Genomic DNA, 13,884 nt, shown 5'->3' on the forward strand with positions numbered 1-13,884 from the left:
TGACGCGCCGGGGGTTCTTGCATGCCCAGGAGGCACCCTTGAGCGGTTCGCTCGAAAACGTCACCGAGGAGACCCTGGCGGGCATCGCCAAGGCGCAGACGACCGGCATCCTCGAGAACACCGGCTTCTACAGCTACGACCTGTCCGGGCTCGTCTCCCTGATCCCGGTCGTGACCCCGTTCCGCGACATCGTCGCTCGCGTCAAGAGCCCGGACGGTAACCCCTACGCCGTGTGGCGTGCGATTATGGACACCACCGCGGCGCAGCCCGACCCGTCGATGGGCTGGGACTACGCGGCCAACGAGGTCATCTTCTCCGAGCAGGACTTCCAGGCGAAGTACAAGCCCACCGGCCTCGCCGGCATGGCGACCCAGGACGCCTTCGACCTCGCCACCGGCTATGCCGATCCGTTCCAGGTCGCGACGTTCCAGACCCTGAACCAGGTCCTCATCGGCGACGACCGCAAGCTGCTCGGCGGCCAGTCCTTTGCGCTGCCCCGGCCTGCTGCGCCGACCCTGGCGCAGCAGCCGACCGGCGGCACCATCGGCGCGGCCACCGTGTACGTCGGCGTCGCCGCCCGTACCGGCTCGGGCTATTACTACGGGTCCGGCAACAGCCAGGGCAACAGCGCGAGCACCACGTTCGCGTCGGGCTCGTCGAACTCCGTCGTGGCGACCGTGTCGGCCGTCCGCGGCGCCGTCGCGTACGACTGGTTCCAGTCCGCCGACGGCAACACCTGGCGGTACTACACCACCACCACGGTCAACACCGTGACCTTCACCAAGGTCATCACCGCCGACCAGCCGCTCCCGTCCGGTACCGCGGTGCCGGACCTGACCAGCAACTGGAAGGGCGTCGTCAACGCCAAGCCGACGTTCAACGCGGCGGCCGACAACGGTTCGGCGAACGCGAACGACTACGACGGCTTCCTCGCGACGCTCAGCGGCGACTACAACGGGAACGGCCAGTGGGTGCAGGCCGGCACCGGCACCGCGAACCCGTCCACCTTCAAGTCCCTGGACGGCGGCGCGCTGACCCTGGACGGCGGCAACATCGCCGAGATCGAGGACTACATCTTCCTGCCCCTGTGGAATGCCATCAAGGCGTCCCCGACCGCGCTCATGATGAACGCCGCCCAGGCGCAGCAGATCGCGAACCTCGTCCTGGGCTCGTCCTCCGCGACGACCTTCCTGAACACCGACACCAGCGGGCGGCTGAACGTCACCGCCGGCGGCCGTGTCGGTGAGCTGGTCAACGCGCCGGCCGGCGGTATCACCGTCCCGATCGAGGTCCACACCTCGCTGCCCCCGGGCACGATCATCGCCCGCACCGACCGCGTCCCCTTCCCGCAGGCCAACATCTCGAACGTCCTCGAGTACCGGAACCTGCGTGACTGCGCGCAGTTCGACTACGGCATCAGCCGCGTCCCGGGCCAGGCCGGCGGCGGCCCGCGCCGGGAGTTCGAGATCAGGAGCGTCGGCGCGTTCGTGAACCGCGCCCCCGTCGCGATGGGCGTCCTGTCCAACGTCGGCTGACGTGCCGCCGCCGGGGCCCCGTAGCGCGCGCTACCGGGCCCCGGCTGGTGCCCCTCACTCCTCCACCTCACCGATTGGAGCAGACAATGCGCCTGTACTCGCGCATGGGCGTGACCGCCCTCGACGATCCCGAATACGGAAACTTCCAGGCTGACGAGACCGGCGCGTTCGACTTCCCCGACGGGGTCAGCGACCGCCTCCACGGCTTCCACTACCGCGGCCGGCCGATGTGGGAGACGGACATCGAGCGGCAGAACCGCCTCATCAACGAGGAGCTGGAGCGCCGCAAGGACCCCTCGACGCTGCTGTCCGCCGTCGAGCAGCTCGTCAAGGCGGCTTCCGCGACCGCGGCCCTCACCCAGCCGGCCGCCCCGGCCGAGCCCGCGCCCGCGCCGGCGAAGAAGGTCCCCGCCAAGCGCGCCGCGGCGAAGACCGCCCAGTAACCAGCCGGCACCGGAGGAGGTGACCCGATGGCCGCCACCCCGTACGTGACCGCCGAGGAGTTCCGGGCCCACCCGACGTACCTCGACCTCGACACGCTGCGGTCTGGGATCATGGACCCCGACGCGCAGACGGCGGAGCTGACGAACGTCCTCCTGATGGCGTCCGCCTGGGCTGACACCGTCTGCAACCAGCCGCTCGGCGCGCACCGCGTCGACCTGAGTACCCAGGGCCGCATCGACTACGACGGCCACCTCGTGCTGTTCCCGTCGGACCGGCCGGTGCTGTCCGTCGCCGCGGTCTCCTACGGCTCGACCCTGTCCCGCATGACGTACCAGGCCGCGCCGGCGGCCCGGGTCGACACGAACCAGACGATCTACATACCCGTCGGCCGTACCGCGGTCCGCGGCCGGGTCTGGGCCGACATCACGTACACCGCCGGCTGGGTGTCCACGGTCCTCACCGACACCGCCGGCCCGGGCGACACGTTCCTGACCGTCGGCGACGCCACTGGCATCCTGCCCGGCGCCCGATACCGGCTGTGGTCGCCCGGCGCGGAGGAGACCGTCACCGTGTCCCCGGCCTGGACCCCGCCGGCCGTCACGGCGGCCCTGACGGCCGTGACGGTCCCGCTGGCGGCCCCGATCGTGCACGCGCACACCAGCGGCGCCGGCCTGTCCGGCATGCCGGCAGACATGCGCCTGGCGGTCATCAACTACACCATCGCCCAACTGATGCGGCCGGACACCGCGGCCGAGGACTCCTACCCGGACACGTCGCTCTCGCCGGGCACCCGGCAGCAGGACAGCCGCAAGGACGGCTCGGGCCTGGTCGCCGAGGCCGAGCGCATCCTCAACTCGTACGCGAGGCGCATGTGAGCGTTCAATCGGTCCTCGACGGCATCTGCCGGTACCTCGGCGGCGCCTACGACGAACCCACCCGCACCTACCGGTCCTCGCCGCTGTCGAAGTACGGCGTCGGTGTCGTCCGCAGGGCCTGGGCCAAACGCGACGACCACGCCGACTACGTCTGGGGCCAGCCGCCCGGATCCCGTACCGGTGCCCAGATCGTCGTCTTCATCCCCCGGCACAGTGAGCGCCGGATTGCCCTCGGCGGCGAACACGGCGGCATGAAGCAGGTCACCTACGAGGTCACCCTCAACGTCTTCATCCGCTCGAACTGCGCCTACGCCGAGGACGCCCAGGACGACGTGCACGCCCTACGCGACGCGATCGTCGAGCACATGCGCGCGGACCGCACCCTCGGTGGCGCCGTCTTCCAGGCCGGCGAGCACGTCGACGGCGGCATGGACGGCATCGACGTCCGGTACGGCCAGCCCGAGACGAAGGCCGAACTCACCAAGAGCTTCCTCGAGATCGCGTTCGTCGCGATCGAGTTCGTCAACGCCTGACCCGCCGGCCGGCCGCACCCCTCTGACTACCTTCTCGCCCGCGGAGCCCGCATGCCTTCCACCAAGCCCGCCAAGGACGACACCGCGTCGGTCCCGGACAAGCCGGCCGTGACCGCGTCGGCCGTCCGTACCTCCACGCCGTCACCGGCCCCCGCCGAGCAGACCGGCTCGCGCCCGGGCGTCTACGAGTACACGCACTTCACCGACTGCGTGTACCCGCACGTCCCGCTCACCGCCCGGGCCGCGACCGCCGACCGCCCCGCGACCGTCTACGCCTGGCCCTTCGGCCCGCCCGCAGACGGCCGCTGGAGCCCGACCAGCAAGAGCCCGAACCAGGCCGCCGACAACGCGCCGGCCCTGCCCTTCCAGGAGTGACGGTGGCGACGCCCAGAACTTTCGCACCTGCCAAGCAGTTTGTAGGCATCGCCAATGAGGTCACGCAGGGGTCACCCGTAGCGATGACGGCCACGGTCCTCGTCGACGAGGTCAAACCCAAGGACAACCAGAACTTTCTGGACGACAAGAGCTGGCGCGGGTCGATGGGCAGCGACTCGTTCGCGAAGATCGCCGGCACGAAGACGGCGGAGCTTGAACTCGGCGGCCCCGCCTACGGCGACGGCATCGGCTACTTCCTCCGCAACGTGCTCGGTGACCTCGCGTACGTCGGCACCCCGACCGGCTCGGGCGGCACCACGCTGTCCCAGTCCGTGACGGCCGGCGCCACCTCGATCACCGCCGTGGCGACCATCCCGGCCGGCACCACCGTGCAGATCGGCACCGGTGCCACCGCGGAGTGCTTCATCACCGGCGCCCCGACCGGATCCGGTCCCTACACCATCCCCCTGTCGACGCCGGCCGGCGGCCTCGCCTACCAGCACGCCTCGAACGAGGCCGTGCAGCCGGTCACGGCCCCGTTCACGCAGGTCCACAGCCTCCTCAACAGCGGGTCGGGCCAGCCGATCAGCCACACCGTCACGCACTTCCTCGGCCCCACCGGGACGTCCGGGGCGCGCCAGTACCCGGGGTTCTGCGTCAGCGAACTCGGTCTGAAGTGGAACGCCGAGTCGGAACTGCTCACCTGGTCGGGTAAGGGGACGTCGTTCCCGTCCGTGCCCCTGGCCACGGCCCCGGTTGCGGCCCCGTCGACCGTGCTCCCGGTCGCCTCCTGGCGCATGACCGTCGGTATCGGCGGGCCGGCGTCCGGGGTGACGCAGGTGGCCACCGTCACCGACGGCGAGCTGACGATCAAGCGGGAACTCAGCCCGTACTTCACCGTCACGGGCACGCAGACCCCGTACATCATCCAGCGCGGCGGCCTCAGCGTTGACGGCAAGCTCAACTTCGTCGCCGCCGACGAGAGTCCTCTCCTCTGGATGCTGAACAACACGCAGCCCAGCCTCCAGCTGTACATCGACAACGGCTTGACCGGCGCGCAGAAGGTCGTCTTCCAGGTCGACTGCGGCATCGCCGCGTTCACCGAGTCCGAGGCCGACGGCGGGAAGGCGGCCGTCGAGTACGGCAACAGCTTCTCCGCCCTGTTCAACACGGCGAACGCCGGCGGATCGGGCGGCTACTCGCCCATCAAGGTCTCGGCGACCAACAACGTCCCGCCCGGCACCTACTAGGCCACGCTTCCCCCTCCACCCTCACCCCCTCGAACGGAGCCCCATGTCTACGACCAACCGCGTCACCCTCCCCTCCGGCGCCTGGGTCCAGCTCCGCGACCCGCACACCCTGCGCCGCGGCGACAAGCAGAAGGCGCTCCGCGCCGTACACGACACGGAGGGCGGCGACGTCGGCGCTGCCCTCGACCTCATCAACGGTCTCCTGGCCGTCCTCATCATCGACTGGTCGTACCCGTTCCCCATCCCGAGCGAGATGCCGGCGTCCCTGGACCTGGTGCCGCTCGAGGACGACGACGCCCTGTCGGAGGCGGTCGAGCCCGCCCGTCAGCTCCTGTTCCCGGGCAAGCCCGACCCGAAGGACGCCAAGGACCCGGCGTCCCCTACCGAGCCCTCCGCCGCCTAAGGGCACGGCTGGAGGGGCACGCCGTCCCCGCCGGCCACCCGATCACCGCCGTCGATCAGGCGTACGACTACCTCTGGTACGCCGAGCGGTACGGGTGGACACCGGCCCAGGTCGACGAACTGCCGGCGTGGGTCGACGTCTGGCTGCCGCTGATGGCGCTCGAAGTCGATGCGGCCAAGGAGGCCGCGCACGAGCAGGCGATGCGGGAAGCCGAACGGGGGTGACCGCATGGGCCACGGAGGCCACGGTGGAATCGAGGTCGCGGGGGCCGCCGCACTGGGGCAAGCCCTCACCGGCATGATCGCCTCACTCAACGCGGCGACCCGCACGGCGACGGCGCAGGCCGCCCACCTCGTCGAGCGGGAGATCAAGGTCGAGCTGGCCCGCACCAGCCACCCGCGCGGCACACCGACACCGTCCAGCCCGGGAGAGCCCCCCTCCCTCGTGACGGGCACCCTGCGCCGATCCATCACCGTCAAGGGCCCCGCCCCACTCGGCACCGGCCGCTGGGCGGCATCGATCGGACCGACCGCCGTATACGGCCGGATCCAGGAACTCGGCGGCGTCACCGGCCGCGGCGGAGCCACCGAGCTACCGCCCCGCCCGTACGTCCGGCCGGCCTACGAGCGGCTGGTCCGGACTGGCGTCCTCACCCGCCTCTACTCCTCCGCCTGGCACGCGGCCATGAACCGCCACTGACCCACCGCACCATCGCGCCCGGACGGCGCCCTGCCCAGAGAAGGGGGCGCCGTGTCCGAGGGCTCGCTGCTGCCGCCCGTTGTCGTCCGCCTCCTGGGCGACATGACCCAGCTCCGCGGCACACTCGCGGAGGCCCGTACGCAGGTCGACGGCACCGCGGCCGGCTTCAAGCGGGCCGGCGCCACCGCCTATGCCGGCCTCGCCCAGATGGGCCGCTCCGTCTCCCTCATCGGAGCCGGCGTCGGCGTCGCCTCGGTCAAGATGGCCGGCGACTTCGAGGCCGAGACGATGGTCCTGCACACCGCGGCCGGCGAGACTCTCAAGAACCTCAAGACCGTCCGGCAGGGCATCCTCGACATTGCCTCGGGCACCGGCACCGACTGGCGCAACCTCACCGACGGCATGTACCAGGTCGAGAAGGCTGGGTACCGCGGCGCCGAGGGCCTCAAGGTGCTCAAGGCCGCCGCCCAGGGCGCCCGCGAGGAGAACGCCCGCCTCGACACCGTCACCAACGCGATGACGTCGGTGATGGCGTCGTACCACCTCAAGGCGTCCGACTCCATCCGGGTCATGAACGGTCTGAAGACTGCGGCCGGCGAGGGCAAGATGACCATGGAGCAGTTCTCCGGCTCTTTGGCGACGGTCCTTCCCATTGCGTCCGCGAATCACATCAAGTTCGAAGAGGTCGCCGGCGCCCTCGCGACACTCACCCAGCACGGCACCAGCGCGCGCGAGGGTACCCAGGAACTGGCCTCCACCATCCGGTCCCTGGCCTCCCCGAACAACGTCGCGGCACAGACGATGGCGCGGTTCGGCCTGTCCGCTACCGACGTCTCGACCAAGATCGGCGAACGCGGCCTGACCGGCACCCTGGACCTGCTGACCACGACGGTGCTGTCCAAGATGGGCCCGTCCGGCAAGATCCTCCTCTCCACCTTCAACGACTCGAAGCAGGCCGCCGAAGACGCCACCATCATGATCCGGGAGATGCCCAAGAGCATCCAGGGTCTGGCCAGGTCGTACTCCGACGGCAGCATCTCCCTCGGGGACTGGCGCAAGGCGCTGAAGGGGCTCACACCGTCCCAGGCGAACTTGTTGCAGCAGTACGCAACCCTCCAGAACAAGAGCCACGGGTTCAACGACGCCTTGAAGCGCGGCGGGCCGGCCGCGACGACCTACACCGACGCCATCAGGCGTATGACCGGCGGGGCCATCGGCCTGAACACCACCCTCCAGCTGACGGGGGAGAGCACTGAGGGATTCCACGAACGCGTCAAGAAGGTCGGCGAGAGCTTCAACAACGCCTCCAAGGACGTCGAGGGCTGGGACGCCACCCAGAAGCTGTTCAACGTCCAGCTCGACAAGGCCAAGCAGACCATCTCGGTGCTGGCCATCGAGATCGGCACCAAGCTGATCCCGGTCGTCACCTCCGTGGTCGCCTGGTTCGGGCAGCACAAGGACGTCGCCGTCGCCCTCGCGGCCGTCATCGGCGGTGTCCTCGTCCTGTCCGTCGTCGCGTATGCCGCGAAGCTGACCATGTCCGCGGCGAAGACCGTCGTCTCCTTCGGGAAGATGGGCGTCAGCGCGGTCAAGGCCGGCGCGAACGTCGTGCGCGGCTTTCGGTCCGCCGAGGTCGCCGCCGGGGAGGCATCCGGGAAGGCGGGCACCTTCGGCGGCGCACTCCGCAAGGGCTTCGACGCCGCGGCGAGCGGCGCCAAGACCGCCGGCGGAGCCGTCAAAAACTTCGCCCTGAGCATCGGCCGGGTGTCCGCGACCGCGGGGAAGGCCGCATGGACGGGCCTCGTGTCCGGCGTGCGGGGCGTCGGCACGGCCATGAGGGCCGCCAGCGTCCAGGCCCTGGCGTACACGCGCAGCATGGCCGCGTCCGCGCTGGCCGCTCTGAGGGCGGTTGCGGCCTGGACGGCGCAGAAGGTCGCCCTGGTCGCGTCCGCCATCGCGGAGAGGGCTGCCGCGGTCGCTCAATGGGCGCTGAACCTGGCGATGAGCGCCAACCCCATCACGCTCATCATCGGCGGCCTGGTCGCCCTCGTCGCCGGCCTGGTCCTGGCGTACAACAAGATCGCCTGGTTCCGGAACCTCGTCAACGCCGCGTTTCAGGCTATCGGCGCGGCTATCGGCTGGGTCGTCTCGTTCGCGAAGTCGCACTGGCCGCTGCTGCTCGTGATCCTGACGGGGCCTATCGGGATCGCGGTCGCTCTGATCGTGAAGTACTGGGACAAGATCAGGGCCGGCTTCGTTTCGGCGTACCACGGCACGGTTGCCGTCGGAAAGTCGCTGATCAGCTGGATCGCTGGCCTCCCGGGGCGGGCGAAGGCGGCCCTCGCCGCCCTGGGCAGCCGCATCGTCTCGGTCGCGACGTCCGCCTGGTCGAGCTTCAAGACGGCGACGGTACAGAAGGCCGTCGACCTGATCGCCTGGGTTCACGGCCTGCCCGCGCGGATCAAGGCCGGCCTCGGCGCCATGGGGCGGCTGCTGCTGAGCGCCGGCAAAGACCTGATCGCCGGCATGATCCAGGGCGTCACGTCCATGGGGCGCGCAGCCATCGACAAGGTCAAGTCGATCGGCTCCGGGATGGTCAGCGGGATGAAGTCCGTCCTCGGCATCCACTCTCCCTCCCGGGTTTTTCGCGAGATCGGCATCTACCTGAACACTGGCCTCGTCGACGGCCTCACCGGCTCCACGGCCAAGGTCAAGACGGCCACGAACCGCATCGAGTCCCTGCTCATGCGGACGTACAACAAGGTGGCCGACCTGCGCGGCAGCCGCGGCGTCAGCAACAAGTGGGTGACCGCCCACGAGGCGACGATCAAGAAACTCGAGGCGTACGCGAAGAGGGAGGACAAGACCCTCCGGGCGCTGGCCTCCAAGCGTGACTCGGTCGCCCAGAAGATCAAGGACGCGCAGAAGAAGCTGTCCGACCTCCAGAAGAAGTGGTCGGACGAGGTCAAGTCCGTCTCGGACGGCATAAAGCAGGGGTTCTCCATCGTCACCGAGGCCCCGCAGGACGGCATCGCGCTCACCTCGCAAGACGTCGTCAACAAGATGCAGGACCAGATGCAGAAGGCGATGGCGTTCGCCGCGCAACTGCAAGCCCTCAAGAGGAAGGGCCTGTCCGCCGACCTCATCGCCCAGATAGCCGCGGCCGGTGTCGACCAGGGCGGAGCGACAGCCGCCGCACTCCAGTCGGCCACCAAGGGCCAGATCGACCAGATCAACAAGCTGAACAAGCAGACGAACAGCGCCGCCGACACCGCCGGCAAGGCGGTCGCCGACGCTATGTACGGCAACGGCATCAACGCCGCGAAGGGCCTCATCAAGGGACTCCAGTCCCAGGAGAAGGCCATCGAAAAGCAGATGCTCAAGATTGCCAAGTCCATGCAGGCGGCGATCAAGAAGGCCCTCGGCATCAAGAGCCCCAGCAGGGTGTTCGCCGCGATCGGCCAGTGGATCCCGCGCGGCCTCGCAAACGGTGTCAACGGCGGCGCGCACCACGCGACCCGGGCCGTTCACCGGCTCGCCGGGTCCGTCGCGGCTGCCGGCACCAGCGGGGCCAACTTCGCCGTCGGCGGCATCACCGGCCCGAACGGCCGCGGCACGGTCGTCCACAACACCGTGCACGTCGCGGTCGAGGGCCACGTCCTCACCGAGAAGAAGCTCCGCGACGTCGTCGAGAAGCAGATGCTGCGCCTCGGCATGCGCAACCCGACGACGTACACCGCGTACAAGCGCTGACAACCAGACAGCTCGAGGGGCGCCACCGGCGCCAGATTGGTGGTGACCGGTGGCCAACCCGAAGTTGGAGACGCTCGTCGACGCGTTCACCGCGCCGACCCTCAACACGGCCCTGTGGGGCGCCACAACGCCCGGCGCGACCACGCTCGACACGGTCAACGCCGAGGTGTCCGTGGCCGTGCCGACCGCGTCGGGCGCCATCAACAGGCTGGCGACGACCGCCGGCGTCCTCTACGACGCGACCGGCTCGTACGTGTACGTGCAGGTCCGGCCGGCAGCGAACGGTGCCGGACACGTCCGCACGGTGATGCGGATCCGCTACGACGACTCGAACGCCATCACGATGCGCCTCGAGAGCGGCGTCTTCCAGTTCGCGGCGCAGACCGGCGGCATGACGACGCTGACCCTGCCGGCATACGACCCGCACGCACACCGCTGGTGGCGGCTGCGCGAGGCCGGCGGGGCCTTCTACGCCGGCACGTCCCCCGACGGCCTCACGTGGACCGAGTGGGGATCCCTGCCCTACGGCTTCGACGCCACGAACGTCACCCTCCGCCTCGAGACGTCGGCGACCGCAACGGAACTCCCCGGGAACGCCGCCGTCTTCTCCCACGTCAACACGCGCGTCGGCGGCCCGTTCAATCCCAACTGGCCGCGCGTGGAGGCCGCCTGGGGTCCGTTCTGGAACGCCAACGCCGGAACCTCACCTCAGGACCGCCTCGTCGACGTCACGGACCGCACACGGGGCACCGTGTCGATACAGCGGGGCCGGCAGTACGAACTCGACCAGATCCGATCCGGCGAGGCGTCGATGACCCTCGCCAACACCGACGCGGCCCTGGACCCCGCCAACGACGCCGGCCCGTGGGCCGGTCACATCGCCCCCTACCAGCCGTACCGCAAGCGCGCCCAGTGGCCGCGGTCGAGGAACCTTGCCGACCCGGCCCTCGCAACCGGCGGCGACGCCGGCCAGGCCACCGGCGCGATCAGCCCCGCCACCGAGATCTTCAGCGACACCGACACCGGCGGATCGTTCGTCACGGCGACGGACGCATGGCTCGGCAACACCGTCCTCCAGTTCGCCGTGCCGGCCGGCGCGACCGCGCCCGCCCGCATCATGCACTGGCCGCGCCTGGCCGTCGTCCCGGGCCGCACGTACACGGTTCAGATGCAGGTCCGGAACGTCACCGCGTCGACCAGCCTCACCGTCCGACCGCACTTCGGTTGGTACGCCGCCGGCACCACCACGACCCCAAACTCCTACGCCTACGGCACGACCAGCACCCTCACCGGGGCGGCGTCGGCCGGGTGGACGACCCTCGTCCTCACCGCCACCGCGCCGGCGAACGCCGCCGGTATCAACGTCGGCGTCACCCTGGCCACGTCCGCGGCTGCCGCCGCCTCCGTCCAGATCGACGGCGTCCAGGTCGAGGAGGGCGCGGTCGCGTCGACGTGGACGTGCCCGGGCGCCTGGTACCCGCTGTACGCCGGGTTCACCGAGCGGTGGCCGTCGCAGTGGGACATGCAGGGCCTGTACGGGGTCGTCGAGCCGACCGCCGTCGATGCGTTCTCCCTGCTGAGCCAGCGGCAGCTCAACGACGCCCTGACGATGGAGCTGAACACCTACACGCCGCGGTTCGTCTACAGGCTCGACGAACCCGCCGGCAGCACGCTCCTGGCCGACTGGACCGGCAACAACCCCGGCGTGCAGATCGGCATCGGCAAGTACGGCGCCGGCAGCATCACCCTCGGGAACGCGGTCACCGCGAACGACCCCGACCGCGCGTACACCGGTAGCACGGGCACCGTCGCCACCGTCAACAACAGCAACCCCGGCACCAACCTGGTCACGGGCGGCGCCTCCTTCATCAACCTGGGCTCGGCCGGCATCCTCGGCCCCGCCGACCTCAGCCAGTGGACGCGCATGATCGCCTTCCGCTACACCGGCCCGACGACCATCGCCTCCCGCGTGGTGCTGTGGTCCGCATTCTCCCGGACCCGGACCAACGGCATGCCCGGCGGCTCCCAGATGTGGTTCTGGATCGACAGCGACGGCTACTTCCGGGTCAGCCTGGGCGGGCCGACGTCCGGCGGCTGGTTCTACTTCAAGGCCCAGAACCCCGTGGTCAACGACGGCAACTGGCACCTCGCCCTCGTCAGCTACAACCGGAACGGGCAGAAGATCAACATCCGCGTCGACGAGTGGTACTGGCAGTACACCAACATCGGTGGCGACCTCGAGCCGTCCGGCCTCGTCTCCGACAACGTCGGCTGCTGGGTCGACCCCACCGTCGGCAACGGCACGACGTTCAATTTCAAGGGCGACATGAGCTTCCTCGCCGAGTTCCCGACCGCCCTGTCGACGGCGGCGATGTACCAGATTTACGCCGCGTGGCGGAACAACTGCGCCGGCGAGTCCTCCGACGCCCGGTACTCCCGGATCCTCCGCTACGCCGGGTACACCGGCGGCAAAAACATCCAGCCCGGCCTGACCACGGCCATGGGCCCGGCGAACATCGACGGTCAGGACGCCATGACCGCTCTGCAAGCGGTCGTTGACACCGAGAACGGCGCCCACTACTTCGACGCCACGGGCAACATCACCTTCAGGGGCCGCAGCGCCCGCTACAACGCGTCCGCCCCGGTCCACACGTTCGGGGAGCGCGTCGACCTCGGCGAGCTGCCCTACGAGGACTGCCAACTCGACTTCGACTCAACACACCTGTCGAACCAGGTCACGGTCACCCAAGAGGGCACCAGCCAGAACTTCTACGCCGTCGACGACGCCTCGGTCACCTCCTACTTCCCCCGCACCATGTCCCGCACGATCAACGCGCAGGACCCCAACGAGTGCCAGGACGCGGCCAACTACCTCCTGTCCCGGTACCGGCAGCCAGCCACCCGCGTCAGCTCCCTGAAGCTGCACCCTAGCGCCGTACCCGCCCTCTGGCCGGTATGCCTCGGCCTGGAACTCGGCACCCGGATACGAGTGATGCGCCGACCCCCGGGCGCGCCGGCGGTCCAGATCGACTGTTACGTCGAGAACCTGGTGTGGGAGTTCACCGACGACGGCGAGGCGTGGCTGACCCTCCAGTGCTCGCCGGCCGACCTCACCCCCTACGGCGTCTTCGCCGCCTGGCACACCACCCTCGCCGCGGCCCCGACGGTCGGCCGGACGACACTCAGCATCAACGCCCCGCAGGTCACCCAGGTCTACAACTGGGGCTTCACGACTCCCGGCACCTGGCAGGTCGTCGGCGGCAACGCCCCCCAGGGCCCGATTACGACGGCCACGGACGGCACCCAGACATCGGCCGCCAAGGCCACGACGTACACGATCATGGAAGACCAGACGGCCATCCCGTACGACCCGACGACGACGTACCGGGTGTCGGCGACGATCCGTACCGCCACCGCGCCCACCACGGGCTCGCCGAACGTGTACGTCGGCCTCACCGGCATCGACGCCGACGGGAACCGCGTCAACATCAGCGGGCAGAACACCCTCTCGGCGCAGATCTACTGCGCGGCCCGCGGCACCCAGCCCGGGTCCACCTACACCACGTACACCGGATACGTCTCGGGCACGGCCACCCCGGGCGGCGCCGGCCCCAACACCGACCCGAGCAACCCCCAGCGGGTACGCCCGGAGATCGTCGCCGTCCGCCCCCTGGTGTACCTGCTCTACAACTGCACCGACGGCGTCCAGTACCTCGACACCTTCACCATCCACACCGTCCCGGAGAACGGCGGAGCGCCGCTCGCATCGCAGCTCACGCCCGGCCAGCAACTCACCCTCGGCCAGGGCACCGCGAACGCCGAGACCGTCACCGTGGCCGCGGTCAGCGCGACCAGCCCCGGATGGACGACGGCCACCGTCACGACCACCACGGCGACGACGAAGACGCACGCCGCCGGTGACGTCGTCTGCGAACCGCTGCCCGCCGGCAAGAACGACCCCACCGCGTGGGACGCCACCGCCGCGTTCGACTCGATCGCCTTCGCCTACTAGGAGAC

General features: G+C 69.9%; 10 protein-coding genes. All 10 read left to right on the plus strand.

Annotation, left to right across the window (positions count from 1 at the left end):
• Nucleotides 1-38 precede the first annotated feature (38 nt).
• The 10 genes from ABD350_RS08985 (at nt 39) to ABD350_RS09030 (ending at nt 13,879) form a co-directional block, all read left to right on the plus strand.
• On the plus strand, nt 39-1,535 hold the full coding sequence (locus tag ABD350_RS08985; protein ID WP_344347290.1) for a hypothetical protein: 1,497 nt from the start codon (nt 39-41) through the stop codon (nt 1,533-1,535).
• A gap of 86 nt (nt 1,536-1,621) precedes the next feature.
• Nucleotides 1,622-1,978 carry a hypothetical protein gene (locus ABD350_RS08990; RefSeq protein WP_344347291.1) on the plus strand — a complete coding sequence of 119 codons (357 nt, stop codon included), beginning with the start codon at nt 1,622-1,624 and terminating at the stop codon, nt 1,976-1,978.
• A 27-nt stretch (nt 1,979-2,005) separates the two neighbouring features.
• On the plus strand, nt 2,006-2,854 hold the full coding sequence (locus ABD350_RS08995; RefSeq protein ID WP_344347292.1) for a hypothetical protein: 849 nt from the start codon (nt 2,006-2,008) through the stop codon (nt 2,852-2,854).
• Nucleotides 2,851-3,387, plus strand: coding sequence for a hypothetical protein (locus ABD350_RS09000; RefSeq protein WP_344347293.1), 537 nt, complete (start codon nt 2,851-2,853; stop codon nt 3,385-3,387). The genes ABD350_RS08995 and ABD350_RS09000 overlap by 4 nt, the downstream gene beginning before the upstream one ends.
• A 51-nt stretch (nt 3,388-3,438) precedes the next feature.
• Nucleotides 3,439-3,762 carry a hypothetical protein gene (locus tag ABD350_RS09005; protein ID WP_344347294.1) on the plus strand — a complete coding sequence of 108 codons (324 nt, stop codon included), beginning with the start codon at nt 3,439-3,441 and terminating at the stop codon, nt 3,760-3,762.
• 2 nt (nt 3,763-3,764) lie between these two features.
• The gene (locus tag ABD350_RS09010; RefSeq protein WP_344347295.1) at nt 3,765-5,012 is read left to right on the plus strand and encodes a phage tail tube protein; all 1,248 of its coding nucleotides are present in this window, start codon (nt 3,765-3,767) and stop codon (nt 5,010-5,012) included.
• A 43-nt stretch (nt 5,013-5,055) separates the two neighbouring features.
• Nucleotides 5,056-5,415 (plus strand): hypothetical protein, encoded by a 360-nt coding sequence (locus tag ABD350_RS09015; RefSeq protein WP_344347296.1) that lies wholly within the window; start codon nt 5,056-5,058, stop codon nt 5,413-5,415.
• Nucleotides 5,416-5,643: 228 nt separating this feature from the next.
• On the plus strand, nt 5,644-6,114 hold the full coding sequence (locus ABD350_RS09020) for a phage virion morphogenesis protein (RefSeq protein WP_344347298.1): 471 nt from the start codon (nt 5,644-5,646) through the stop codon (nt 6,112-6,114).
• Between the two features lie 51 nt (nt 6,115-6,165).
• The gene (locus ABD350_RS09025; RefSeq protein WP_344347299.1) at nt 6,166-9,867 is read left to right on the plus strand and encodes a phage tail tape measure protein; all 3,702 of its coding nucleotides are present in this window, start codon (nt 6,166-6,168) and stop codon (nt 9,865-9,867) included.
• A gap of 49 nt (nt 9,868-9,916) precedes the next feature.
• Entirely contained in the window at nt 9,917-13,879 is a 3,963-nt protein-coding gene (locus ABD350_RS09030; RefSeq protein ID WP_344347300.1) for a LamG domain-containing protein, read from the plus strand.
• Nucleotides 13,880-13,884: the final 5 nt, after the last annotated feature.

The sequence above is a fragment of the Streptomyces nogalater genome (genome assembly GCF_039532885.1).
GTDB classification, from domain to species: Bacteria; Actinomycetota; Actinomycetes; order Streptomycetales; family Streptomycetaceae; genus Streptomyces; species Streptomyces nogalater.

Excerpts from the sequence above, each read along its gene's own strand:
- ABD350_RS09015 (WP_344347296.1), top strand. The coding sequence starts at position 5,056 with ATGTCTACGACCAACCGCGTCACCCTCCCCTCCGGCGCCTGGGTCCAG.
- ABD350_RS08990 (WP_344347291.1), top strand. The coding sequence starts at position 1,622 with ATGCGCCTGTACTCGCGCATGGGCGTGACCGCCCTCGACGATCCCGAA.
- ABD350_RS08995 (WP_344347292.1), top strand. The coding sequence starts at position 2,006 with ATGGCCGCCACCCCGTACGTGACCGCCGAGGAGTTCCGGGCCCACCCG.
- ABD350_RS09005 (WP_344347294.1), top strand. The coding sequence starts at position 3,439 with ATGCCTTCCACCAAGCCCGCCAAGGACGACACCGCGTCGGTCCCGGAC.
- ABD350_RS09020 (WP_344347298.1), top strand. The coding sequence starts at position 5,644 with ATGGGCCACGGAGGCCACGGTGGAATCGAGGTCGCGGGGGCCGCCGCA.